At 61.4% G+C, this 23761-nt stretch carries 22 protein-coding genes and 2 pseudogenes; 9 read left to right on the top strand and 15 right to left on the bottom strand.

Annotated features, from left to right (window positions below):
* Nucleotides 1–74 precede the first annotated feature (74 nt).
* Nucleotides 75–893 (top strand): DNA-binding transcriptional regulator, encoded by an 819-nt coding sequence (locus BUE21_RS05955; RefSeq protein WP_073355754.1) that lies wholly within the window; start codon nucleotides 75–77, stop codon nucleotides 891–893.
* Nucleotides 894–932: 39 nt separating this feature from the next.
* On the opposite strand, the gene mhpT is transcribed toward BUE21_RS05955, so the two are convergent.
* The 11 genes from mhpT to polA form a co-directional block, all read right to left on the bottom strand.
* Nucleotides 933–2156 carry a 3-(3-hydroxy-phenyl)propionate transporter MhpT gene (gene mhpT, locus BUE21_RS05950; protein ID WP_073355751.1) on the bottom strand — a complete coding sequence of 408 codons (1224 nt, stop codon included), beginning with the start codon at nucleotides 2154–2156 and terminating at the stop codon, nucleotides 933–935.
* 159 nt (nucleotides 2157–2315) lie between these two features.
* Nucleotides 2316–3338, bottom strand: coding sequence for a 4-hydroxy-2-oxovalerate aldolase (dmpG, locus tag BUE21_RS05945; protein ID WP_073355748.1), 1023 nt, complete (start codon nucleotides 3336–3338; stop codon nucleotides 2316–2318).
* Entirely contained in the window at nucleotides 3335–4288 is a 954-nt protein-coding gene (locus BUE21_RS05940) for an acetaldehyde dehydrogenase (acetylating) (RefSeq protein ID WP_073355745.1), read from the bottom strand. The genes dmpG and BUE21_RS05940 overlap by 4 nt, the downstream gene beginning before the upstream one ends.
* Nucleotides 4289–4383: 95 nt before the next feature.
* The gene (gene mhpD, locus BUE21_RS05935; protein ID WP_073355743.1) at nucleotides 4384–5193 is read right to left on the bottom strand and encodes a 2-keto-4-pentenoate hydratase; all 810 of its coding nucleotides are present in this window, start codon (nucleotides 5191–5193) and stop codon (nucleotides 4384–4386) included.
* Nucleotides 5194–6066, bottom strand: coding sequence for an alpha/beta fold hydrolase (locus BUE21_RS05930; RefSeq protein ID WP_073355742.1), 873 nt, complete (start codon nucleotides 6064–6066; stop codon nucleotides 5194–5196). It abuts the gene before it with no gap.
* The gene (locus BUE21_RS05925) at nucleotides 6063–7064 is read right to left on the bottom strand and encodes a 3-carboxyethylcatechol 2,3-dioxygenase (RefSeq protein WP_073355739.1); all 1002 of its coding nucleotides are present in this window, start codon (nucleotides 7062–7064) and stop codon (nucleotides 6063–6065) included. Before BUE21_RS05925 ends, BUE21_RS05930 begins: the two co-directional genes overlap by 4 nt.
* A gap of 82 nt (nucleotides 7065–7146) precedes the next feature.
* Nucleotides 7147–8847 carry a bifunctional 3-(3-hydroxy-phenyl)propionate/3-hydroxycinnamic acid hydroxylase gene (locus tag BUE21_RS05920; protein ID WP_084522932.1) on the bottom strand — a complete coding sequence of 567 codons (1701 nt, stop codon included), beginning with the start codon at nucleotides 8845–8847 and terminating at the stop codon, nucleotides 7147–7149.
* 170 nt (nucleotides 8848–9017) lie between these two features.
* A complete protein-coding gene (locus tag BUE21_RS05915) occupies nucleotides 9018–9698 on the bottom strand; it encodes an amino acid ABC transporter permease (protein ID WP_073355735.1) in 681 nt (226 codons plus the stop codon).
* The gene (locus tag BUE21_RS05910; RefSeq protein WP_200796697.1) at nucleotides 9695–10444 is read right to left on the bottom strand and encodes an amino acid ABC transporter permease; all 750 of its coding nucleotides are present in this window, start codon (nucleotides 10442–10444) and stop codon (nucleotides 9695–9697) included. Before BUE21_RS05910 ends, BUE21_RS05915 begins: the two co-directional genes overlap by 4 nt.
* Nucleotides 10445–10599: 155 nt before the next feature.
* On the bottom strand, nucleotides 10600–11424 hold the full coding sequence (locus BUE21_RS05905) for an ABC transporter substrate-binding protein (RefSeq protein ID WP_073355733.1): 825 nt from the start codon (nucleotides 11422–11424) through the stop codon (nucleotides 10600–10602).
* A 133-nt stretch (nucleotides 11425–11557) separates the two neighbouring features.
* Nucleotides 11558–14344, bottom strand: coding sequence for a DNA polymerase I (polA, locus tag BUE21_RS05900; RefSeq protein WP_073355731.1), 2787 nt, complete (start codon nucleotides 14342–14344; stop codon nucleotides 11558–11560).
* Between the two features lie 210 nt (nucleotides 14345–14554).
* Here polA and BUE21_RS05895 point away from each other — a divergent pair, with 210 nt between their 5' ends.
* From BUE21_RS05895 to BUE21_RS05870, 6 genes are all read left to right on the top strand, one after another.
* A complete protein-coding gene (locus BUE21_RS05895) occupies nucleotides 14555–14797 on the top strand; it encodes a type II toxin-antitoxin system Phd/YefM family antitoxin (protein WP_073355836.1) in 243 nt (80 codons plus the stop codon).
* Nucleotides 14794–15057, top strand: a complete 264-nt coding sequence (locus tag BUE21_RS05890) for a Txe/YoeB family addiction module toxin (protein ID WP_073355728.1) — start codon at nucleotides 14794–14796, stop codon at nucleotides 15055–15057. The genes BUE21_RS05895 and BUE21_RS05890 overlap by 4 nt, the downstream gene beginning before the upstream one ends.
* 357 nt (nucleotides 15058–15414) lie before the next feature.
* Nucleotides 15415–16884, top strand: coding sequence for an IMP dehydrogenase (guaB, locus tag BUE21_RS05885; RefSeq protein WP_073355725.1), 1470 nt, complete (start codon nucleotides 15415–15417; stop codon nucleotides 16882–16884).
* Between the two features lie 17 nt (nucleotides 16885–16901).
* Nucleotides 16902–17165 (top strand): hypothetical protein, encoded by a 264-nt coding sequence (locus BUE21_RS05880; RefSeq protein ID WP_073355722.1) that lies wholly within the window; start codon nucleotides 16902–16904, stop codon nucleotides 17163–17165.
* Between the two features lie 112 nt (nucleotides 17166–17277).
* On the top strand, nucleotides 17278–18882 hold the full coding sequence (gene guaA, locus BUE21_RS05875; RefSeq protein ID WP_073355721.1) for a glutamine-hydrolyzing GMP synthase: 1605 nt from the start codon (nucleotides 17278–17280) through the stop codon (nucleotides 18880–18882).
* A 306-nt stretch (nucleotides 18883–19188) separates the two neighbouring features.
* Nucleotides 19189–20388 carry a tyrosine-type recombinase/integrase gene (locus BUE21_RS05870; RefSeq protein WP_073355718.1) on the top strand — a complete coding sequence of 400 codons (1200 nt, stop codon included), beginning with the start codon at nucleotides 19189–19191 and terminating at the stop codon, nucleotides 20386–20388.
* Between the two features lie 63 nt (nucleotides 20389–20451).
* On the opposite strand, the gene arsH is transcribed toward BUE21_RS05870, so the two are convergent.
* The 4 genes and pseudogenes from arsH to BUE21_RS05855 all read right to left on the bottom strand — a co-directional run bounded on the left by arsH (nucleotide 20452) and on the right by BUE21_RS05855 (nucleotide 22961).
* Nucleotides 20452–21189 (bottom strand): arsenical resistance protein ArsH, encoded by a 738-nt coding sequence (gene arsH / locus BUE21_RS14930; RefSeq protein ID WP_234971067.1) that lies wholly within the window; start codon nucleotides 21187–21189, stop codon nucleotides 20452–20454.
* A 63-nt stretch (nucleotides 21190–21252) separates the two neighbouring features.
* Nucleotides 21253–21588 (bottom strand): annotated as a pseudogene (arsC, locus tag BUE21_RS14925) (arsenate reductase (glutaredoxin)); the annotation flags it as partial.
* Nucleotides 21589–21591: 3 nt separating this feature from the next.
* A complete protein-coding gene (gene arsB, locus BUE21_RS05860) occupies nucleotides 21592–22605 on the bottom strand; it encodes an ACR3 family arsenite efflux transporter (protein ID WP_073355712.1) in 1014 nt (337 codons plus the stop codon).
* Between the two features lie 2 nt (nucleotides 22606–22607).
* The gene (locus BUE21_RS05855) at nucleotides 22608–22961 is read right to left on the bottom strand and encodes an ArsR/SmtB family transcription factor (protein WP_073355709.1); all 354 of its coding nucleotides are present in this window, start codon (nucleotides 22959–22961) and stop codon (nucleotides 22608–22610) included.
* Nucleotides 22962–23205: 244 nt separating this feature from the next.
* Here BUE21_RS05855 and BUE21_RS15100 point away from each other — a divergent pair.
* Nucleotides 23206–23454: pseudogene (locus BUE21_RS15100) on the top strand (DNA-processing protein DprA); the annotation flags it as partial.
* Between the two features lie 77 nt (nucleotides 23455–23531).
* The coding region (locus BUE21_RS14440) for a transposase (RefSeq protein WP_143164438.1) at nucleotides 23532–23761 on the top strand (230 nt) is incomplete at its 3' end.

The raw sequence follows: 23761 nt of genomic DNA, 5'->3' as shown, positions 1-23761 counted from the left end.
GCCGGATCAGGGGGTTCTTTGCTGCTATTCTTCGCAAGGTCTGCAACCACCCGGCATCCATTTGCGTCTGCACCATGAACGACCACCCCGAAACCGAATACAAGCAAGTGCGCGGACTGGTGCGCGGCCTGCAATTGCTGACGGTGCTGAACCGGTGCGATGGCGGGGCCAGTGCCGCACGGCTGGCGGAACTGACGGGGCTGCACCGCACCACGGTGCGGCGTTTGCTGGAGACGCTGCAAACCGAAGGCTTTGTGCGGCGCAGTGAGTCCGACGAGAAAAGCTACCGCCTGACGCTGAAGGTGCGCGAGTTGAGCGAGGGCTTCCGCGACGATGAATGGATTGCCTCGGTTTCCGCACCGCTGATGGCCAAGCTGATGCAGAAGGTGCTGTGGCCCACCGATCTGTGCACGCTGGACGTGGATGCCATGATCGTGCGCGAGACCACGCACCGCTTCAGCCGCCTGTCGTTTCACCGCTCGATGGTGGGCAGGCGTTTGCCGCTGCTGCTGACTTCCAGCGGGCGGGCCTATCTGGCATTCTGCCCGGATGCCGAGCGCGAGCAGATCATTGCCATGCTGGCGAACCGGCGCGACGAGGAAAACCGGCTGGCACGCGACCCGGAGGAGCTGGAGAAAATCCTGCAAAAGACCCGCCGCCAGGGCTATGGCGAGAACTTCATGGCGTGGCGGCGCGAGGAGAAGATTGCCGCCATTGCCGTGCCCGTGTATGTGCATGGGCAGGTGCTGGGTTGCCTGAGCCTGGTGTACATGGCCACGGCCATGTCGCTGGAGCGGGCGGCGCAGCGGTATCTCCATGCCATGCAGCAGACAGCCAATGACATCGAGCAGGCCGTGTACACGCTGCAAGGGCCGGATGCGCGCCGCCCCTGACCCATGCCTGCGCGTTAGGTGTCGTTTCTCAACACGTTCTTATTCGCCCTGAATCCGGCCCCGCCGTGCCGAAAGCACAAACAGCGCGACTGCCGCCACCACAATGCCAGGGGCCGCTGCCACCATCACGCCGGTCGTGCCTGCCCCCAGGGCCAGCATCTTGCCGGCCACCAGTGGGCCGCTCATGGCCCCGAAGCGGCCAATCGACAGCGCACTGCCCACGCCGGTGGCACGCACTTCCACCGGATAGAAAGGCGGGGCCAGGGCATAGAGCACGCCTTGGCCACCGGTGGCGAAGAAACCGGCCACGGCTCCAGCCGCCAGCATGGCCGTGAAGGAACTGGCCAGCCCCAGGGCCGCCAATGCGGCCAACATGCCGCCATAGACCAGCGCGGCAATGGCCCAGGGGGCGATGCGGTCGGCCAGATAGCCCAGAATCAGCGTGCCTGCGGCCGCGCCGATTTGCAGCGCGAACATGATCCAGCTGGCCTGACTGCGTGAGAAGCCCTGCGCCATCAGCAGACTGGGCAGCCAGTTGATGAGGATGTACACCACCATGAGCGTGAAGAAGTAACTCGCCCACAGCAGCAGCGTGGTGCTGGCATTGCCATTGCGAAACAGCCCCTCCCACACGCCAATGCGTTGCGTGGCCGGGCGGGATTGCTGGGCGGTGAAATGCGGCGACTCGGGCAGGAACAGGCCCAGCAGCGGCACGATGGCCAGTGGCACGAAGCCGCCAACGTAGAACACCATTTTCCAGCCGGTGGAAAACTCCACGACCCCGATACCCGCCGCCAGTGCGGCTCCCAGCGGCACGCCGCAGTACATCAGGCTGATGGAGATGCCGCGCAGGCGCGGCCCGGCCACTTCCGCCGTCAGGGCGATCAGGTTGGGCAGGGCCGCTCCCAGCCCTACGCCGGTGAGAAAACGCGCCACCAGCAGGCTGGAATAGTCCCAGGCATGGGCGGTGACCAGCGAGAACACGCCGAACAGGGCCACCGAGGCCATGAGTACGCGCTTGCGCCCGATGCGGTCGGCCAGCCAGCCGCCCAGGAAGGCTCCGGGCAGCAGGCCCAGAATGCCCATGCTGAACACCCAGCCCATGCTCATCTGGTCCAGGCCAAAGGCATCGGCCATGCCGCGTGCCGCAATGCCGGGGGCCTGCAAGTCCAGCCCTTCCATCAGTGCGACCAGAAAACACAGGCCGATGGTCAGAATCAGGGTACGGGGATTGGGTTTGTCTCGGGATGCGATGGTATTCATTGGAGTGCTCTGACTGAATGGCGGCAGGCAGCGCGACGCGGCACACCCATCATCGGCACGCCGGACGCAACGCCCCCTTGTGCCGGTGTAGCCTGGCACCGGGGGAATCTGCAAGCCTTGTCTCGTTACAGGAAATGGCAGCGCGCGAATGCGCCCGCCTCAGGCCGTCTGCTGGCGTTGCAGCAAATCGAGCGCGACATCGACGATCATGTCTTCCTGACCGCCGATCATGCCCCGCCGCCCCAGCTCCATCAGGATGTCCACGGCTTTCAGGCCGTACTTCTGGGCGGCCACTTCCGAATGGCGCAGGAAGCTGGAATAGACCCCCGCATAGCCCAGCGCGAGGGTTTCGCGGTCCACCCGCACCGGGCGGTCTTGCAGTGGGCGAATCAGGTCGTCGGCGGCATCCATCAGGGTGTAGAGGTCGGTGCCGTGGTTCCAGCCCAGCTTGTCGGCGGCGGCAATGAAGACTTCCAGCGGCGCGTTGCCCGCTCCTGCGCCCATGCCCGCCAGACTGGCATCGATGCGGTCGCAGCCCTCCTGCACGGCGACGATGGAGTTGGCCACGCCCAGGCTGAGGTTGTGGTGGGCGTGGATGCCGGTCTCGGTTTCGGGCCGCAGCACATCCTTGAGGGCGCGGAAACGCGCGCTGATGTCCTGCATGTTCATGGCCCCGCCCGAATCGACCACATAGATGCAGGTCGCGCCGTAGCTTTCCATTTTCTGGGCTTCGCGGGCGAGGTTCTCCGGGGTGGTCATGTGGCTCATCATCAGAAAACCCACGGTGTCCATGCCCAGCTCCCGCGCGGCCTCGATGTGCTGGCGCGACACGTCGGCTTCGGTGCAGTGGGTGGCCACGCGCACTGTGCGCGCACCGGCGGCATAGGCATCCTTGAGGTCGTGTACCGAGCCGATGCCGGGCAGCAGCAGCGTGGCAATGCGGGCGTGGCTGACCACGTCGGCGACGGCCTCGATCCACTCCAGGTCGGTGTGCGCCCCAAAGCCGTAGTTGAAGCTGGAGCCTTGCAGGCCGTCCCCGTGGGCCACCTCGATGGAATCGACCCTGGCGGCATCGAGTGCGCGGGCAATGTCCTGCACGTTCTGAATCGAATACTGGTGACGGATGGCGTGCATGCCATCGCGCAGGGTGACATCGGAGATGTAGAGTTTCTTGGCGGTCATTGCGTGGCTCCCGAAATGGTGGGCAGGATGGATTGCGCCATGCGTTCGGCGGTGGCGAGGGCGGCGGAAGTCATGATGTCCAGATTGCCCGCGTAGGCGGGCAGGTAGTGCGCCGCGCCTTCGACTTCGAGGAACACCGAGGTCTTGAGGCCGCTGAGCCGCCCCAGCCCCGGAATGTTCAGCGGGGCCGAGGGTGGAATCAGGTCAAACTGGACTTTCTGCTTGAGGCGGTAGCCCGGCACATAGCGTTGCACGGCTTCGGCCATTTGCTGGATGGAGGCTTCCACTGCCGCCTGATCGGCCGGTTCACTGAGCGTGAACACGGTATCGCGCATCATCAGCGGCGGCTCGGCCGGGTTCAGGATGATGATGGCCTTGCCCTTGGCCGCACCGCCCACTTCGCTGATGGCGCGGGAAGTGGTTTCGGTGAATTCGTCGATGTTGGCGCGCGTGCCTGGCCCGGCAGACTTGCTGGAGATGCTGGCGATGATCTCACCGTAGTGCACCTTGGCCACGCGGCTGACGGCGGCCACCATCGGAATGGTCGCCTGTCCGCCGCAGGTGACCATGTTCACATTGGTCTGCGTGAGGTTCTGCTCCAGATTCACCACCGGCACACAGTACGGGCCGATGGCCGCCGGGGTCAGGTCAATCAGGCGGATGCCGGGCTTGAGGCTGCGCAGAAAGGCATCGTTGCGCACATGCGCCCCGGCAGAAGTGGCATCGAAGACGAAATCGATGTCCTTGAAGACATCCAGCCGTGTCAGACCTTCCACGCCTTCGTGGGTGGTGGCCACGCCCAGCCGGGCGGCGCGGGCCAGCCCGTCGGAAGCGGGGTCGATGCCGACCATCGCGCCCATTTCCAGGTGCTGGCCGTGGCGCAGGATTTTGATCATCAGATCGGTGCCGATGTTGCCGGAGCCGATGATGGCGACTTTGAGTTTTTTCATGGTTGAATCCTTCAGCCAAAAGGCCAATGGGGAGAGATTCGGAAAACTCCGCTGCCCGCTTGCACGCCGGGCTACGGGGTTCGGGTGTGCCAGCGTCAGTCCGCGCTGAAATGCACGCCCACCTGGCCGATGCCGTCGATCACGGCCTCGAAGTGGTCGCCTGCCGCCACCGCAGCCATCGGCCCCAGCGCGCCGGTGAGCACGATGTCGCCCGCCTTCAGCGGCTCGCCCAGCGCGGCCAGTGTGCGTGCCAGCCAGACGGCGGCATTGAGCGGGTGCCCCAGGCATTCCGCGCCACTGCCGCTGGAGACTGGCTCGCCGTTGCGCATCATCTGCATGGTGGCCCGGCGCAAGTCCAGCCCGTCGAGGCGACGCGCCGGGCCACCGAGCACAAAGCAGCCGCTGGAAGCGTTGTCGGCCACGGTATCGACGAAGCGGATGTTCCAGTCCTGAATGCGGCTGCCGACGATTTCCAGCGCGGGCAACACCCAGCCCGTGGCTTGCAGCACGTCGCCGAAATGGGTATCAGGGCGCGGCAGATCACGCTCCAGAACGAGGGCGATCTCGGCCTCGATCTTCGGTTGCAGAATGCGTGACAGCGGCACGCTCTGCTGGTCGCCGTAGCACATGTCGGCCAACAGCGTGCCGAAATCGGGTTCGTCCACGCCCAGTTGCGCCTGCACCTTGGGGTTGGTCAGGCCGATCTTGCGCCCCACGACGCGGCGGCCATCGGCCAGCGCGTGGGCCACATTGAGCCGCTGGATGGCATAGGCGGCCTGCCGGTTGTCGGGGCCAATCCGCTCCCGCAGGGGTGCGATGGCCTGACCACTGCGCTCGGCCTCGCGCAAGGCAGCGGCCAGGCTTTCCAGCGCAGGCGGCTGGGGGGAAAGGGTAGTGACGGTCATTCAGGCATCTCCCAGGAAGTTCAGCACCATGCGGTTGAAGGTGGCGGCGTGCTCCCACTGCGCCCAGTGGCCGCAGTTGTTGAAGACGTGCAGTTCGGAACGGGGAATGCCCGCCAGCAGGCGCAGGCCGGTGTCCATCGGCACGAAGCGGTCGTTGCGGCCCCAGACGATGAGCGTGGGCGACTGGATGCTGCCCAGGCGCGGGCCGAAGTCGGGGAACTGGCGCGGATTGGCTTCCAGGCTCTTGACGAAGTTCTCCAGGTGGTCACGCCGCGCCAGCATGTTGTCCAGACGGGTCTGGAACAGGGCTTCGGTCAGGTCGCTGGTGTCGAAGACGAACACTGCCATCATCTTCTTCAGGCTCTCGATGCTGGGGTCGCGGTACAGCCCTTGCAGCAGCTGGATGCCTTCGGTGGGCATGGGTGCGTAGGGGCTGACGCCGCCGGTGCCACCGCCCATCAGCACCAGCTTGCCCACGCGCTGCGGCTGTTGCAGGGCCAGTGCCACCGCGCTGTGCCCGCCCATGGAGTTGCCCAGAATGTGTACCTGCTCCAACCCCAGCTCGTCCAGCAGGCCCTGCAATACGCGGGCGTTCAGGTCGGAGCGCGAGCCGGTGCAGACGATGGAATCGCTCTGGCCCCAGCCGGGACAGTCCATCAGGATGACGCGGTAGCCCGCATCCACCAGCGGCTCCAGGTTGCGGCTGAAGTTGGCCCAGCCGGTCGCGCCGGGGCCGGAGCCGTGCAGCATCACCACGGTCTGCGCACCGCTGCCGGTGTCGCTGCCCATGTCGTTGTAGTGGATGCGCAGCGTCTGGTCGCCGTCGCGCACGGTGGCAAAGCGGCTGCTGTCGGCTTCGCTGAAAGAGGTCATCGGGGTGTCTCCTGTGTGGGGGAAGGGTAGGAAGGCCATGCGGTCTGGGGCGGTACGTCCAGCGGCTGGCCGCTCATCGAGGCGTAGCCCGCAATCCACTCGGGAATGGGCCGGTAATAGTGGTGACTGGTCTGGTAGTTGCCATAGACCGACAGGGCCGCGAACGCTGCCATCCAGGTCTTGACCTCGTGGGTGGACTTGCCCGCCAGCGCGGACAGCTCGGCATTCGCCAGACCGTCCAGCTCCTCCAGCCGCCCTGAGGCCAGCGTGGCCATGAAGCCCTGATCCCATTGCGGGTTCAGCGGGTGCAGGCTGTTCTGGTCTTGCACAAAGCGGTGCGCGGCATGAATGACGCGCTGGGTGCGGGCCTCGCGCTCGTCGGGCGGCAGGTGGTAGCCGCCGCCGGTGAGGCGTTCGCGCAGGTGTGCATTGGCATTCGCCAGCTCGGGCACGGGCGGCTGGTGCGACAGCCCGCCCGATGCCAGAAACAGCACCCGCTTGTCCAGGCTGCGGGCATAGCGGCCAACCGCCTCGCCCAGCCGCCGCGCACGCCGGAAACTGGGCATGGGCACGGCCACGCCATTGATGAACACCGGGATGACAGGCTTGCAGTCCAGCCCGCCCAGCAGGAATTCCAGCGGCTGGGCAAAGCCATGATCGACCTGCATGGTGTAGGAAATGGCCACGTCCACGTCATCGGCCAGCACGGCGGCCACGCAGTCTTCTGCCAGTTCCTGCGGCACGGACAGATCGCCCGCCGCCGTGCCGAAGTCCCCGATCGCATGGGCCTGCGTGCCGATGCAGAAGGGCGGCATGATGTCGTAGAAAAAGCCGTTGTAGTGGTCGGGCGAGAACAGGAACACCAGTTCGGGGTCGAACGCGGCAATGCGCTCCCGGGCAGCGGCAATCACGCCATCGACCTCGGCCAGAATGGCCGGCTCGGGGTCCACATGCCCCAGCAACGGGGTGTGCGACAGACAATGCAGATATGCAGTCACGGTACAGATCACCTTTCCACAGAAATGCCCCACCCGCTGTGCCAGAGGGTGCCGGGCGGATTGAACAGGGGAAACAGAGGAATCAGCGCGCCGGGGCGGCAGGCCGTGGCGTGCGGATGGCCAGCGCGGTGTGCAGGCCATCGGACACGCGGCCCAGCGTCTGGGGAATCGCCAGGCCCGCCACGAAGCGGTCGGGGCGCACCACGGCAATCGAGGCCGGGTAGCGGCCAAACCACTCCTTCAGGCGGCCAGTGCAGTCGCCCACGCGCACCACGCCATCGGGAACCTCGCGCGCGCCCTGCATCTGCACGTCCGGCAGCACCTGGATGAACTGCGTACCCAGTGCGCGCCAGAAGGCAATCTGCGCCTCGCTCAGGCCCCACAGCGGATTGCTGCCCCAGGCAATGATGGCAAAACGGCTGCCGATGACTTTGTCCAGCAGCACGGAGTCGCCAGCTTCGGTGTGCACCGTGGGCTGGATGAACATGCGCCCGACCGGGGAGTTCTCGGCCGCCACGCCATCGGGCTGCACCAGCACGCCTTGCGTGTACTGCGGCATGGGCTTGAAGCGCATCTCCAGAAAATACCGCTTCACCGAAGGGATGTAGTTGAGCAGCCACGACACGCCATCGCGCACCGCACCCTGCCATCGTTTGGGCGGGGCCAACACATGGCCGGCCAGCACCGAGAGATCGATCATGGCCTTGGCGTGGCTCTTGCGCTCCTGCTCGTAGCTGTCCAGCAGCTCGATCTGGCTGATGCCACGCACCACCAGCCCCAGCTTCCAGGCCAGGTTGAAGGCATCGCGCATGCCGCTGTTGTAGCCCTGCCCCTGCCACACCGGCATGATGTGGGCGGCATCCCCGGCCAGCACGATGCGGCCCGCACGAAAGCGTGCCGCCAGCCGCGCATTGTGGGTGTACACGCGCTTGCGGATCAGCTCCACCCGGTCAGGATCGGGCAGCACCTTGGAGAGCAGCTTGCGCATGTTCTGCGGCTGGCCCAGCTCCTCCTCGGTCTCGCCCGGCATCACCATGAACTCAAAGCGGCGCACCCCGTGCGGCAGCGCGGCCGACACATAGGGGCGCAGTGGATCGCAGCACAGGTACACGTTGGGCGTGCCCAGCGGATCGTTGGCAATGTCGATCACGATCCACTGGTTCGGCGCGGTCTTGCCCTCGAACGCAATGTCCAGCGTGCGGCGCACGAAGCTGTTGCCGCCGTCACAGGCCACCAGATACTGGCTGCGCACCGTTTCCGTCAGCCCGTCCGGGCCGGTGAGCGTCAGCGTCACGCCCGTGTCGTCCTGGCTGAAGCCCGACAGATCGCGTGAGAACAGCGTGCGCACATTCGCAAACCGCTTCAGCCCCTCGAACAGCACCGCATCGACCTGCGGCTGGATGAAGGCATTGCGGCGCGACCAGCCAAACTCGTCGGTCATGGGCTGGATGTCGGCAAAGCAACGGCCCTTGGGCGTGAGAAAGCGCATGGCGTGCCACGGCGTGGTGTGCGGCAGCACCCGCTCCACCAGCCCCACCGACTGCACGGTGCGCAAGGCCTCGTCGTCAATGCCGATGGCACGGGGGTAGTTGATGAGCGCGTCGAGTTTTTCGATCACCAGCACCTCGATGCCCCATTGCCCCAGGTAGTTGGCAATCGTCAGGCCCACCGGCCCGGCACCGACGATGGCGACCTGGCTGGTGTAGTCGAAACCGCTGGCCGCAGGCAGGGCCGAAACGGGGTGGGCAGCGCGGGATGCCTCTGGGGAAACAGTCTGGTTCATGTTGTTTTGTCTCGCTTTTTTGTCCCTTCACAGGGAGCCTGAACAGTGGCGGCGATTATCGAATTCGCCTTTTTCACTGACAAAAAAAAACCGCCCGATGGTGCACCAGGTGCACAATCAGGCCACGCAAGACAAGGGTTTACCCTAGATTCTTCGGGAAATCCCGCAGATCACAGCGATGCCGCCTGCCCAATCCTGCGCGAGAGCCAGTCCAGGCTGGCGCAGAACAGGTAATAGATGGCTGCCACCGCCAGGAAAATCTCGGCCGGGTAGATCATCACGCGGTTGCTCACCTGGGTGGCGACGAAGGAGAGTTCGCCCACGCCGATCACATAGGCCAGCGAAGTATCCTTGATGAGTGAAATCCACTGGTTCATGAATGAGGGCAGCATCATCGGCAAAGCCTGCGGCAGGATGGTGTGGCGCATCACCTGCCAGCGGTTCATGCCCAGTGCGGCAGCGGCCTGCCACTGGCCGGCAGGCAAACTCTGGATGCCCGAATAGACCGAATGCGCCAGATACGCGCCGCCAATCAGTGACAGTGCAAGCACCACGGTCAGCAGCTTGGGCACATCCAGCCCGAAAGCCACCGGCAGCAGAAAATACACCCAGAAAATCAGCAACAGCACCGGAATGGCCCGCAAGAACGCCAGCACCGCCGTCAGTGCCGCATGCGCCCAGCGGTTGCGCAGCATGGCCAGCGCAATGCCCAATCCCAGCCCCAGCAGGGCCGATGCCAGCCCCGACAGCACGCTCAGCACCAGCGTGAGCGCAGCCCCGCCCAGCGGGCCATCGGGCCACGCGCCCCACAACAGATACGGCAGGTTGTCCCAGACGACGGTGAAATTCATGCGCCCGCTCCTTCCGGCCCCAACCGCCGGAACCGCCGACGGCTCTGCCACAGTTGCGAGGCCACCTCCATCAGCGCGATCAGCAGGATGTACAGCAGCGTGGCAATGCCGAAGGCCTGAAAGGTCTTGAAGGTTTCCGTCTCCACCTGCCGCGAGGCGTAGGACAGCTCCGCCAGCCCGATGGCCATCGTCAGCGACGTGTTCTTGACCGCGTGCATGTACTGGCCCACCAGCGGCGAAAAAGCATTGCGCAGAGCCTGCGGCAGCACCACATGCTGCCAGGTCTGGCGGCGGGTGAAGCCCACGGCAGAAGCCGCCGCATACTGGCCACTGCCCACCCCCTGCACCCCGGCGCGGAATTCCTCGGCAATGAAGGCCGTGGTGAACAGCGTCAGGCCGAAGAAACCCGCCAGAAACTCAAACGAAGGCCAGGACAGGTGCAGACCGAACAGCCCGATCTGGCGCGGTGTGTTCAACCACGGCAGAAAACCATCGGGCAGGAACGCTGCTGCGCCAAAGTACCAGAAGAACAATTGCACCAGCAGCGGCGTATTGCGGAACACCGACAGATAGACCCGCGCCAGCGCGCCCACCATGCCGCGCCCTTCCACCCGCGCCACACACAGCAGAAAGCCCGCCACCGTCGCCACCAGGCACACGCACAGCGACAGCACGATGGTGGTCACAAAGCCTTGCCAGAGCCACGCCAGGTATTTGGGGGCCAGCAGTTCGCCAAAGATGTCCATGATGGTGATTTCTCCTGCATGCAGGGGGTGCGAAGCCCACGGGGCAGAGGTAGCAGAAAAACAGCAAACCCTGCACACCGGGCAAGCAGTGGCAGGGTTCGGCGGGAGGCGCGCCATTCACATTCAACGCGCCGTGTCAGCAGGATGGCTTTCCTTCACTGGCCTTCGATCTTGCCGTGGCCGATTTTATACAGGCGCGTCAGTGGCGTTTTGGTGTCGGGGCCAAACCAGGCGTTGTAAATCTGCCCAGCCTTGCCGCTGTTTTCCAGTTCCACCAGCGTATCGTCCACGGCTTTTTTCAGCGCGGCCTCGCCCTTGGGAATGCCGATGCCGATCAAGTCGTCCGAAACCGTGAACGGAGGGATGACGTAGTTGTCCTTGTCCGGCACGTTCGCCAGCAGGCCGATCAGCTTGGGGCCGTCCTGGGTGATGGCATGCACATTGCCGTTGCGCAGTGCCACAAAGGCAAACGGCGTGTCGTCATAGGCCACCACCGTCGCACCGGGGTATTTGTCGCGGATCACGCCCTCGTTCACCGTGCCCTTGTCCACGCCCACGCGCAGCTTGTTCAGGTCGTCGGGCTGGTTCAGGGCCGTGCCCTTCTTGATGATGAACTGCTGGCCGGACGCAAAGTACGGAATGCTGAAATCGATCTGCTTGGCACGTTCTTCGGTGATGGTGAAGTTGGCCACCACCAGATCGACCTTGTTGGAGACCAGCAGCGGAATGCGGTTGGCCGGGTTGGTGGGCACGATTTGCAGCTTCACGCCCAGCTTGTCGGCCAAGGCCTGGGCAAAGTCCACATCCAGCCCTTCGATCTTCTTGCTGCTGGCATCGACAAAGCCAAACGGCGGATTGCTGTCGAAGGCGGCCACGCGCAGCACGCCATTCTTGCGAATATCGTCCAGCCGGTCGGCCTGCGCCACGCCAGCGGTGAATGCCAGCGCAGCGGCGGCGATCCAGGTCAGTGATTTTTTCATGGTATTGCTCCCAGTGTCAGAAGGGCCGTGCCCTGTTCAATCCCGTATCAGACCGCTTTCGCCTCGCCGTGGGAAATACATTTTTGCCATATCGACAGAACCAGCCGTTGGATGGAGCCGAACAACCCTGCCGTCAATGCGCCTGCTCCCAGTTGTCGCCCACGCCCAGTTCGGCCACCAGGGGCACTTTCAGCGTGGCGACTTCGGCCATGACTGCCGGGATGCGCTGGCGCAGCCAGTCCACCTCGGCTTCGGGCACCTCGAACACCAGTTCGTCGTGTACCTGCATCATCATGGCAATGTGTGGCATTTCGCGGTCGAGCACGGCCTGCACCGCCACCATGCTTTTCTTGATGAGGTCGGCGGCCGTGCCCTGCATGGGGGCGTTGATGGCGGCGCGTTCCGCACCGGCGCGGCGCGGGCCGTTGGGGGAGTTGATTTCCGGCAGGTAGAGGCGGCGGCCAAATACCGTCTCCACATAGCCCTGCTCCTTGGCGAGGGCCTTGGTCTCGTCCATGTAGCGGCGCACGCCGGGGTAGCGTTCAAAGTAGCGGTCGATGTAGTTGCGGGCGGCAGTGTGGTCGATGCCCAGGTTCTTGGCGAGACCGAATGCGCCCATGCCGTAGATCAGCCCGAAGTTGATGACCTTGGCATAGCGGCGTTGCTCGCTGCTGACCTGCTCCAGCGACACGCCGAACACTTCGGCGGCGGTGGCGCGGTGGATGTCGCGGCCTTCGGCAAAGGCCTTGAGCAGGGCTTCGTCACCGCTGAGGTGCGCCATGATGCGCAACTCGATCTGGCTGTAGTCGGCACTGGCGATCTTCGCGCCGGGTGCGGCAATGAAGGCTTCGCGGATGCGGCGGCCTTCCGGGGTGCGCACCGGGATGTTTTGCAGGTTCGGCTCCACGCTGGAGAGCCGCCCCGTCACCGCCACGGCCTGCGCATAGTGCGTGTGCACGCGCCCGGTGCGCGGCAGGGCCAGTTGCGCAAGTTTGTCGGTGTAGGTGCTCTTGAGCTTGGCCAGACTGCGGTGCTCCAGAATGCGGGCGGGCAGCGGGTAGTCGTCGGCGAGTTTTTCCAGCACTTCTTCGTTGGTACTGCGCGCGCCGGTGGCGGTTTTCTTCACCACCGGCATACCCAGCTTGTCGAAGAATATTTCCGCCAGTTGCTTGGGACTGCCCAGGTTGAAAGTCTGCCCGGCCAGTTCATACGCCTGCTGCTCCAGTGCGACGATGCGCTGGCCCAGTTCGTGGCTCTGCGTTGCCAGTTGCTGCGCGTCGATGCGCACGCCGTGGCGTTCCATGCGGTACAGCACTTCGCTGGTGGCGATCTCCAGTTCGTAGATGCCACGCAGTCTGTCATCGGCCAGCAGGCGCGGCCACAGTACGCTGTGAACATCGAAGGTCTGGTCGGCATCTTCACAGGCGTAATGGGCGGCCTGCTCCACCGCCACCTGACTGAAGGAAATCTGGTTCGCGCCCTTGCCGCACAGGTCTTCATAGGCCGTGCCCTGCCGCTGGGTGTGGCGTTCGGCCAGACTTTGCAGATTGTGCGGGCGGTGTACCTCCAGCACATAGCTTTGCAGCATGGTGTCGTGCAAGAAGCCCTGCACCTCGATGCCGTGGTTGGCGAACACATGGCGGTCGTACTTGATGTGCTGGCCCAGCTTGGCATGGCGCGCATCTTCCAGCCAGGGCCTGAGTTTGGCCAGCACCGCCTCCAGCGGCAATTGCTCCGGCGCGCCCGCATAGTCGTGCCCCAGTGGAATGTAGGCCCCCCGGCCCGGACGGGTGCTGACGCTGATGCCGACGATCTGCGCCTGCATCGAATCCAGCGAGGTGGTTTCGGTATCGATGGCCACCAGGGGGGCCTGTTGCCATTCGGCCAGATGCTGCTCCAGCGTGTCCCAGTCCAGAATCGTGTGGTAATCGGGCTGGCCGTGGAAGCCGGGCAATGGCAGTGCCTCCTCTGAGGAGGCCGAAGCCGTGCCTTCGTCCTCGCCAAACAAGTCCGCCGTCCGCGCTGCGTGCTCCACCGTTGCGGCAGCGGCGGGCGGGGAAAGCTGCTGCGCCAGACTGCGGAAGCCATACTGCTGGTAGAACGGGCGCAACGCCTGCGCATCCGGCTGCGCCAGCGGCAATTGCTGCACGGCAGGCAAGCCGGCCACATCGGTCTTGATGGTGACGAGTTGCCGCGCCGTCGGCAGCCAGTCCACGGCATCGCGCAGATTCTGCCCCGCCACGCCCTTGATGCTGGCAGCGTTTTGCAGCAGGTTCTCCAGCGAGCCGTATTCGGCCAGCCATTTGGCGGCAGTCTTGGGGCCGACCTTGGCCACACCGGGCACGTTGTCCACCGCATCGCCCACCAGCGTCTGGTAGTCGATCATGCGCTCGGGCGGCACGCCGAATTCGGCCAGTACCCCGGCCATGTCGCGGCGTTTGCCATTCATGGTGTCGATGATGCTGATTTGCTCGTTCACCAGTTGCGCCAGGTCCTTGTCGCCGCTGGAAATCAGCACCTGCATGCCCTGTTGTGCGGCCTGGGTTGCCAGCGTGCCGATCACGTCGTCGGCCTCCACCCCTTCCACCGCCAGCACCGGCCAGCCCAGCAGGCGCGTGACCTCGTGAATGGGCACGATCTGGCTGCGCAGATCGTCCGGCATGGGGCTGCGCGTGGCCTTGTAATCGGCGTACAGATCATCGCGGAAGGTTCTGCCACTGGTATCGAACACACAGGCGGCATAGACCGCAGGGCTGTCCTTGCGCAGCGATTGCAGCATGTTCACCATGCCACGAATCGCCCCGGTGGGCGCACTGGCCGCCTCACCGGGCACAGCCCGCAAATCGGGCATGGCATGGTAGGCACGGTAGAGGTAGCTGGAGCCATCGACCAGCACAAGGGTGGGAGTGGGTTCTGTCATGCCGCGTATTGTGCCCTGCCGACTGCGGCGCAAGCCGCAATGACGTGGTGGGGCGTGATGCCTTGCGCGGAAATTCGAGTCGGTCTCGCAGCCAATCAACGCCAGATAAATCATGGGCATTTTCGCGCTACAAGCGGCACTTGCAAAATGGTACGAAATTACGTACGATTCAGCCTTGACGAAGCTCTACAAAACCCTTGGAGTACCACCATGACCACTCTCACTGCCAGCGAAGCTCGTGCCAACCTGTACCGTCTCATGGATCAGGCCGCGCAATCGCATTGTCCCATTCTCATCTCCGGCAAACGCAGCAATGCCGTGTTGATATCGGAGGAGGATTGGACTGCCATTCAAGAAACACTTTTCCTGCTTGCCGTTCCAGGCATGCGCGAATCCATCAAGGCCGGGATGGCCGAGTCGATTGACTCCTGCGCAACGGAGCTTGACTGGTGATTTGGCATGTCGTATTCACCAAGCAAGCCCAGAAAGACGCACGCAACCTTGCTGCTTCAGGGCTCAAGGACAAAGCGCAGGCACTGCTGGCTATCGTGGCGGAAAATCCTTTCCAGAATCCACCACCTTACGAGAAGCTTGTCGGTGATCTGGCTGGTGCTTACTCCAGACGCATCAACATTCAACACCGACTGGTCTACGAAGTGCTGCAATCGGAAAACACGATAAAAGTACTGCGCATGTGGACACACTACGAGTAGCAGCCGACAGTTCATTCAACCCGTATCCGCCTTTCATTTGTTGCATGGCGAGTTACGCCTTTGGCTATCCCTCACTATGGTGAGTAACGACAGGCTGGGGTTCGAGTTACCACCAGTCACACTCATCCGATTGCGCGAGAACCCCGGCCTTCAGAGGGTGTCATAAGCATTTCAATCGGTGCCAGAACAATGGTGTCTGGCCACAGTCAGGCGTGTTGCCGAGGCCACCTCACTGTGAATAAATGTATCGCCAGCGGCAATTTATCTGGCAGATTGCCGCAGCTTCCGGTATCTTTTTCCGGTGATGTATTCTCCTGCGCCCAAAAACGATACAATCCTTCTTTTGGAGCTAACCCTATGCGACTTCTAGGCAAAGCGCTCACCTTCGACGACGTTCTTCTGGTGCCAGCGTACTCCCAGGTGCTTCCCAAAGACACTTCTTTGGCGACCCACTTCTCCCGCAACATCCGCCTCAACCTGCCACTGGTATCCGCCGCGATGGATACCGTCACCGAAGCGCGGCTGGCCATTGCCATCGCCCAGGAAGGCGGCATTGGCATTGTGCACAAGAACATGTCTGCCCAGGAGCAGGCGGCCCAGGTGCTCAAGGTCAAGCGGCACGAATCCGGCGTGGTGCGCGACCCCGTCACCGTCACCCCCGACCAGACCATCCGCCATGTGATCGACCTGTCCGAGGAGTGGGGCATCTCCGGCTTCCCCGTCATCGAAAACGGCAAGGTCGCCGGCATCATCACCAACCGTGACGTGCGTTTCGAGCAACGCTTCGACCTGCCGGTGCGCGAAGCCATGACCCCCCGCGATCGGCTCATCACCGTGCCCGAAGGCACCTCGCTGGAACAGGCCAAGGTGCTGCTGAACAAGCACAAGATCGAACGCCTGCTGGTCGTGAACGACCAGTTTGAACTGCGCGGCCTCATCACCGTCAAGGACATCACCAAGCAGACCACCTTTCCGAACGCCGCCCGCGATGCCGATGGGCAACTGCGTGTGGGAGCGGCCGTTGGCGTGGGAGCGGGCACGGAAGAACGGGTCGAAGCCCTTGTCAGGGCCGGTGTGGATGCCATCATCGTCGATACCGCCCACGGCCACAGCCGGGGCGTGATCGAGCGGGTGCGCTGGGTCAAGCAGAACTATCCCCAGGTCGATGTGGTCGGCGGCAACATTGCCACCGGCGCGGCCGCGCTGGCACTGGTGGAAGCGGGTGCGGATGCCGTCAAGGTCGGCATTGGCCCCGGCTCCATCTGCACCACCCGCGTGGTCGCAGGCGTGGGCGTGCCCCAGATCACCGCCATCGACAACGTCGCCACTGCCCTGCAAGGCACGGGCGTGCCCCTCATCGGTGACGGTGGCCTGCGCTACAGCGGCGACGTGGCCAAGGCCATTGCCGCCGGAGCCAACACCGTCATGATGGGCAGCATCTTTGCCGGTACCGAAGAAGCCCCCGGCGAAATCGTGCTCTTCCAGGGGCGCAGCTACAAAAGCTACCGGGGCATGGGTTCCATCGGAGCCATGCAGCAGGGCAGTGCCGACCGCTACTTCCAGGAATCCAGCACCGGCAACGCCAACGCCGACAAACTCGTGCCCGAAGGCATCGAAGGCCGCGTCCCCTACAAAGGCTCTCTCGTCTCCATCATCTACCAGATGGCTGGAGGCCTGCGCGCTGCGATGGGCTACTGCGGCTGCAACACCATCGAAGACATGCGCGAACAAGCCGAATTCGTGCAGATCACCTCGGCAGGCTACCGCGAAAGCCACGTCCACGACGTGCAGATCACCAAGGAAGCCCCCAACTACCGCGCCAACTGATACCGGAGCGATTGCATATGAGTGCCACCACACCGCCCGCCACCGTCCCCACCCCCTACCGCACCCGCGGACTGGCATTGATCGGACTGTCGCTGCTGGTGCTGGTGAGTTCCTTTGTGCTGCTGTTGCAGGCAGTGGCTCCGGGCAACACCCGGCATCTGCCTGCCATCCTCTGGATACTGTTCGAGTTTCTCGCCGTCGCCCTCTTTGGTCTGGGCGCGTGGCAGTTGAAGAAACACCGCCGGGCGCAGCCGCACTACGCACCCGATGCCGACGACTGAGGCACCGCACCGTCGCCTTGCCTTGAATCATCCCCCGCCAGCACCGTCCCCCGGTGCTTTGTTTTTATTGTCCACCGCCCAACCCTGAGTTCTTCCCCGGAAGGTCGCGCCCATGTCCCACCAGAAAATCCTCATCCTCGACTTCGGCTCCCAGGTCACGCAACTCATTGCCCGCCGTGTGCGCGAAGCCCACGTCTATTGCGAAGTCCACCCCTGCGACGTCAGCAGCGACTGGGTGCGCAGCTTCGCCGCCGATGGCCTGCTCAAAGGCATCATCCTCTCCGGCAGCCACGCCAGCGTCTATGCCGACGAAACCGACCGCGCCCCCGAAGCCATCTTTGATCTGGGCATCCCCGTGCTGGGCATCTGCTATGGCATGCAGACCATGGCACAGCAACTCGGCGGCAAAGTCGAAAGTGGCCAGCAGCGCGAATTCGGCCACGCGCAAATCCAGCTGCATGGCGACAACCACCTGCTGCAAGGCCTGGGCGATGCCAACGGCCAGTTGCAGGTCTGGATGAGCCACGGCGACAAAGTCACCGAACTGCCAGCCGGCTTCAAGCGCATGGCCTCCACCCCCAGTTGCCCGATTGCCGCCTTTGCCGACGAACAGCGTCGCTTCTACGGCGTGCAATTCCACCCCGAAGTCACGCACACCCCCCTTGGACACCAAATCCTGCAACGCTTTGTGCGTGACATCTGCGGCGCGACCCCCGACTGGGTCATGGCCGACTACATTGCCGAAGCCGTCGAAAAAATCCGTGCTCAGGTCGGCGATGAAGAAGTCATCCTTGGCCTCTCTGGTGGCGTGGATTCCTCGGTCGCTGCCGCGCTCATCCACCGCGCCATCGGCGATCAGCTCACCTGCGTCTTCGTCGATCACGGCCTGCTGCGCAAGGACGAAGGCAAAATGGTCATCGACATGTTCGCGGGCAAGCTCCACGCCAACATCGTCGCCGTCGATGCCAGCGAACAATTCCTCGGCCACCTTCAGGGCGTGAGCGACCCCGAACAGAAACGCAAAATCATTGGCCGCGAATTCGTCGAAGTCTTCAAGGCCGAAGCTGCCCGCCTCAAGGCCGGTGGCCAGGGTCACCAAGGCGCGACCTTCCTCGCCCAGGGCACCATTTACCCGGATGTCATCGAATCCGGTGGAGCGAAAAGCAAAAAAGCCGTCACCATCAAAAGCCACCACAACGTCGGCGGCCTGCCCGAACAACTCGGCCTCAAGCTGCTTGAACCCCTGCGCGAACTCTTCAAGGACGAAGTCCGTGAACTCGGCGTGGCCCTGGGCCTGCCGCCCGAAATGGTCTATCGCCACCCCTTCCCCGGCCCCGGCCTGGGCGTGCGCATCCTCGGCGAAATCAAAAAAGAATACGCCGACCTGCTGCGCGAAGCCGATGCCATCTTCATCGAAGAACTGCGCAACTTCCGCGACGAAGCCGCCGGCAAAACCTGGTACGACCTCACCAGCCAGGCCTTCACCGTCTTCCTGCCCGTCAAGAGCGTTGGCGTGATGGGCGACGGCCGCACCTATGAATACGTCGTCGCCCTGCGTGCCGTGCAAACCAGCGACTTCATGACCGCCGACTGGGCCGAACTGCCCTACGCGCTGCTGAAAAAGGTCTCCAGCCGCATCATCAACGAAGTACGCGGCATCAACCGCGTCACCTACGACGTCAGCAGCAAGCCACCAGCGACCATTGAGTGGGAGTGATCCCGCGTCTGGCATAGTCAGGCACGACACGGCATAAAAAGCATCTAAGCCCGCGTAATTGCGGGCTTTTTTGTTTTTTGGTTTGGCATTGTCTAGCACCTTCAGGCAACACCAAGCATGTATTTCTCATGGCATCAAACTTGGTATCATGGGGGCTAGATACCATGAAGCTCATAGATACCATGTCGAACGAATCAGTTTGTGCATGGTATTGAAAATACATAAGCAATTGTTTTTACTGGATATTTACTGATTTTTTTCTGAGTTTTTAATCATGGTATTTCTATAGATCTGGAGCCCCCTCTGATGCTGACCGATACCAAGCTGCGCAATCTCAAACCTCAGGACAAGCTGTACAAGGTGAATGACTGTGATGGCCTCTATGCTGCCGTCACGCCAGCTGGTGCCATTTCGTTTCGCTACAACTACAGCATCCACGGCAGGCAGGAGACAATCACGTTTGGGCGCTACGGCTTGGGCGGCATCACATTGGCTGAAGCGCGTGAGCAACTGGGCGAAGCCAAAAAGATGATCGCCGCAGGCAAGTCACCAGCCAAAGAGAAAGCTCGTGACAAGGCTCGTATCAAAGATGCTGATACCTTTGATGCCTGGGCGCAGAAATGGCTGCGCGGCTATCAAATGGCGGATTCCACACGCGATATGCGCCGGTCCGTCTATGAGCGGGAGTTGCTACCGGCGTTCGGCAAACTGAAGCTACAGGAAATTAGCCACGAGGATCTGCGCGCGCTGACGGATCGGATTGTTGAGCGTGGCGCTCCTGCCACCGCAGTGCATGCGCGTGAGCTGGTGCTGCAAATCTTCCGCTGGGCGATTGAGCGCGGCCAGAAGGTAGAGAACCCTGCAGAGTTGGTCCGTCCAGCCAGCATCGCCCGATTTGAGCCGCGTGACCGAGCTCTTACACCAGACGAAATCGGCTTGATGTATCAATACATTGAGCGTATCGGTACGACCCCTTCTATCCGAGCAGCAGCAAAGCTTTTGCTGCTGACGATGGTGCGCAAGAGCGAGCTGACTAACGCAAAATGGAGCGAAATCAACTTCACCGAAGCGTTATGGACCATTCCGAAAGAGAGGATGAAACGACGCAATCCTCATTTGGTGTTTTTATCCCGACAAGTGTTAGATATTTTCATCGCCCTGAAAACCTTCGCGGGTGGCTCCGAGTATGTCTTGCCATCTCGTTACGACACTGACCTACCCATGAGCAGCGCGACGCTCAATCAGGTGATGACCTTGACCTATCGGCTGGCACAGAAAGAAGGGCAACCACTAGCTAAGTTTGGGCCGCATGATTTGCGGCGTACCGCAAGCACCTTGCTGCATGAGGCGGGGTACAACACGGACTGGATTGAGAAGTGCCTAGCACACGAGCAGCGTGGAGTACGGGCGGTTTATAACAAGGCAGAGTACCGGGAACAGCGCACTGGTATGCTGCAAGATTGGGCCAACATGATTGATGAATGGACGAGTAAGCGCTCAATGTAATGAGATTGATCTGCCTCATATTGTAATGAGGCTGCTATCGGCCAAAAGCCGCCATTACCATTTTCACATTTCAGCCAATCTCTTGGCATGGATTTTGGCAAGCTCCTCCTTGCGTTCGCTGTAGCGGTCAACTAAGTACGGAGCCACATCACGGGTCAGCAACGTGAACTTCACCAGTTCCTCCATCACATCTATAACGCGGTCATAGAAGGACGAGGGTTTCATTCGGCCATCCTCGGCAAATTCTTCGTAAGCCTTAGCCACAGAACTTTGGTTCGGAATCGTCAGCAACCGCATCCAGCGGCCCAACACACGCAATTGGTTCACGGCATTGAAAGACTGTGACCCTCCACACACCTGCATGACAGCCAGCGTTTTTCCTTGCGTCGGGCGAACAGCACCTTCGGAAAGCGGTATCCAGTCAATCTGGCTTTTCATGATGCCGGTCATAGCTCCATGGCGTTCGGGCGAAGTCCAAACCATGCCTTCACACCAGCGCACTAGGTCGCGTAGTTCTTTCACCTTGGGATGTTCAGCGGGAGCTGCATCTGGTTGAGGCAATCCTTCAGGGTTAAAGATTCGCACCTCTGCCCCCATGGCTTCCAAGAGACGGGCAGCTTCAAGTGTCAGGAGCTTGCTGTACGAGCGTTCTCGCAATGAGCCATAAAGCATCAAGATTCGTGGAGCATGAATGCTTCGCAATGGGGCCTTCAGTTGGTTCAAATCAATGGCCTGATGCGACTCAGTTACCAAGGCAGGGAACTCCGCTCCAAGTTGTCCAGGATTTGCTGCTTTGGGCATCTCCACCACTTCCCCATCCTCTTTGGTGAATGTGCCAATCTGAACATTCGGCAAGATGCCAAGCACTGCTTCTGATGGGCGGCACAAACGAACGCCTAGTGGAGTCACCACGATAGGACGATTGAGCAAGATGGGATGTTGCTCGACAAAATCGAGCAACTGTTCATCTGTCCATTTGGAGTTGCCTAAATCGAGTTCGTCATAAGGAGTGCCTTTTTGGCGAAGTACCGTACGTACATCCATTGCCATACCTTGAAGCAAAGCCTGTAGCTCTACACGGCTTAGTGGCGTTTTGAGGTATTCGACGATGTTTGGCTCCACACCACTTTGGCGAATCATGGCCAGGGTATTACGTGACGTGCCGCAGTTGGGGTTGTGATAGATGGTGACGCAGGACATAAGTTACTTTTGAGCAGGACGCCATGCATTCACCATGGCTACGAGAGAGAGCATGACGGGCACCTCAACCAGTACACCAACCACAGTGGCCAGTGCAGCTCCAGAGTGCAAACCAAATAGGGAGATAGCCACAGCTACCGCCAACTCGAAGAAATTGGAGGTTCCAATCAGACAGGCAGGGCCAGCGATGTCGTGCGGGAGCTTCATCAGCTTTGCTCCCCACCAGCTCAGGAAGAAGATGCCGTAGGTTTGAAGTACAAGGGGAATCGCAATCAAGCCGATGACCAATGGTTTGTCGATGATGGTCTGCGCCTGAAATCCAAACAGCAGAACCACGGTGGCAATTAAGCCAACAATAGACCAAGGTTTGAGTGCAGCCACGAAGTTGCTGACGGCTAGATTTGACTGTCGCTGAAGAAAACTTCGTGTCAAAACACCTGCAATCAAAGGCAGGACAACATACAAAACAGTGGACAGAAGCAATGTTTCCCAAGGCACTGAGACATTGGTCACGCCAAGCAGAAACGCAGCAATGGGAGCGAATGCGACCACCATCACCAAGTCATTGATGGATACCTGTACCAAGGTGTAGTTGGCATCGCCTTTAACCAACTGACTCCACACGAATACCATCGCAGTACAGGGCGCAACGCCCAACAAAATCATGCCTGCGATGTATTCACTTGCCGATGCTGGGTCTACCCAAGGTGCAAAAAGGTACTCAAAGAACAGCACGCCAAGCGCAGCCATAGTGAATGGTTTGATGAGCCAATTGACCACCAGTGTCAGCATCAAGCCCTGCGGCTTGTTGCGCACATCCTTGACTGCAGCCCAGTCAATTTGAATCATCATTGGGTAAATCATTACCCATATAAAGACTGCAACAACCAAGTTGACCTGCGCATACTCCATCGCAGCAATCCACTCAAAAGCGGCAGGCATGACTAGGCCAAGTGCAACGCCCGCAGCGATGCCTAAAGCGACCCAGACGGTGAGGAAGCGTTCAAAGCCCCCCATTCTTAGCCCGCCTTCTTTGTGGGTTGCGTAGCGATGGGGCAGCAACTGGTGGTGGTGGCTTGACCGCAATCAGCACCTGAACAGCAGTTCTCTGTGAGATAGCCAAGAAGCGCATTCATCTCGTCATATGCAGCCCGATAAAACAAATTACGGCTCACACGCTCTTGACGTACTAAGCCTGCATTCATCAACTCTTTGAGATGGAAAGACAGTGCGGTCGAAGGAACACCCAGCCGTTCAGCGAGCACCGAAGGGGTAAGCCCATCGGCTCCTGCCACTACCAGGGCACGAAAAACACTCAACCGCACGGAGTGGGCCAGTGCGGCCAAAGCCTTGATGATTTGTTCTTCACTCATATTTCAATGATAGTTGAAATATTGAAATGTTTCAACTGAGAAAAGCAAATGGCTGCTTAGGGTCGAAAGCTGCCATCACATGAGTGCTCCCAAGGACGGTAAGTTCGGTTTTGATGGGGCGCCTTGCAAGTGTCGTCCGCGTTCAAGTCAGATAGTTGCCCTGTGTTTGTGCCGTTTGATGGCAGCCGACACAGCTTGACGTGAGACGCAGAGCTCACGGGCGATGGCTGTTTGACTCAACCCTTTGGCTAGGAGCTCTTCAATAGTACTGGCTGGTAGAGCCTGTGGTGTTTTGCCTGGCGACCTTGAAAAGATGACCATGAATCGAGAGCACCGCGATATGCTCATTGACGGGCGTCTCGTGCTGGTTTCATCTTATGATCCGAGTGCACGCTTTAAAGGTTGGCAGGCAATGCAGCGCAATAAGCTCATTTATGCGTTGGCTGATGCTGCGCTCGTTGTGGAGTCAAGTATCGGAAGTAAAAGTGGCACTTGGTCAGGTGCTGTAGAGCAGCTTGAAGTTCCCCCCATTGACCGGACACCTTATATTTCTCAAAGAAGGAGTCCATCATGTCTTCAAAACGCCCGCAGTATCCACCTGAGTTTCGCAGTCAAATTGTTGAGCTGGCCAAAGCAGGTCGCACACATGCTGAACTTGCCCGAGAGTTTGGATGCCACGCCACCAGCATTGGCACCTGGGTTCGCCAGAGTCAAATTGATGAAACCGGCGATACGTCTTCAGATGCACCGTTGAGCACCGCTGAGCGCCAAGAATTGACCGCATTACGGCGCGAGCTCAG

The sequence above is a fragment of the Lampropedia hyalina DSM 16112 genome (genome assembly GCF_900129055.1).
Taxonomy (GTDB): domain Bacteria; phylum Pseudomonadota; class Gammaproteobacteria; order Burkholderiales; family Burkholderiaceae_C; genus Lampropedia; species Lampropedia hyalina.
This window is presented reverse-complemented; position numbering and strand designations above follow the sequence as displayed.

Coding starts and splice junctions, on each gene's coding strand:
- BUE21_RS05955 (WP_073355754.1), top strand. CDS start 75: ATGAACGACCACCCCGAAACCGAATACAAGCAAGTGCGCGGACTGGTG.
- mhpT (WP_073355751.1), bottom strand. CDS start 2,156: ATGAATACCATCGCATCCCGAGACAAACCCAATCCCCGTACCCTGATT.
- dmpG (WP_073355748.1), bottom strand. CDS start 3,338: ATGACCGCCAAGAAACTCTACATCTCCGATGTCACCCTGCGCGATGGC.
- BUE21_RS05940 (WP_073355745.1), bottom strand. CDS start 4,288: ATGAAAAAACTCAAAGTCGCCATCATCGGCTCCGGCAACATCGGCACC.
- mhpD (WP_073355743.1), bottom strand. CDS start 5,193: ATGACCGTCACTACCCTTTCCCCCCAGCCGCCTGCGCTGGAAAGCCTG.
- BUE21_RS05930 (WP_073355742.1), bottom strand. CDS start 6,066: ATGACCTCTTTCAGCGAAGCCGACAGCAGCCGCTTTGCCACCGTGCGC.
- BUE21_RS05920 (WP_084522932.1), bottom strand. CDS start 8,847: ATGAACCAGACTGTTTCCCCAGAGGCATCCCGCGCTGCCCACCCCGTT.
- BUE21_RS05915 (WP_073355735.1), bottom strand. CDS start 9,698: ATGAATTTCACCGTCGTCTGGGACAACCTGCCGTATCTGTTGTGGGGC.
- BUE21_RS05910 (WP_200796697.1), bottom strand. CDS start 10,444: ATGGACATCTTTGGCGAACTGCTGGCCCCCAAATACCTGGCGTGGCTC.
- BUE21_RS05905 (WP_073355733.1), bottom strand. CDS start 11,424: ATGAAAAAATCACTGACCTGGATCGCCGCCGCTGCGCTGGCATTCACC.
- polA (WP_073355731.1), bottom strand. CDS start 14,344: ATGACAGAACCCACTCCCACCCTTGTGCTGGTCGATGGCTCCAGCTAC.
- BUE21_RS05895 (WP_073355836.1), top strand. CDS start 14,555: ATGACCACTCTCACTGCCAGCGAAGCTCGTGCCAACCTGTACCGTCTC.
- guaB (WP_073355725.1), top strand. CDS start 15,415: ATGCGACTTCTAGGCAAAGCGCTCACCTTCGACGACGTTCTTCTGGTG.
- BUE21_RS05880 (WP_073355722.1), top strand. CDS start 16,902: ATGAGTGCCACCACACCGCCCGCCACCGTCCCCACCCCCTACCGCACC.
- guaA (WP_073355721.1), top strand. CDS start 17,278: ATGTCCCACCAGAAAATCCTCATCCTCGACTTCGGCTCCCAGGTCACG.
- BUE21_RS05870 (WP_073355718.1), top strand. CDS start 19,189: ATGCTGACCGATACCAAGCTGCGCAATCTCAAACCTCAGGACAAGCTG.
- arsH (WP_234971067.1), bottom strand. CDS start 21,189: ATGCCCAAAGCAGCAAATCCTGGACAACTTGGAGCGGAGTTCCCTGCC.
- arsB (WP_073355712.1), bottom strand. CDS start 22,605: ATGGGGGGCTTTGAACGCTTCCTCACCGTCTGGGTCGCTTTAGGCATC.
- BUE21_RS05855 (WP_073355709.1), bottom strand. CDS start 22,961: ATGAGTGAAGAACAAATCATCAAGGCTTTGGCCGCACTGGCCCACTCC.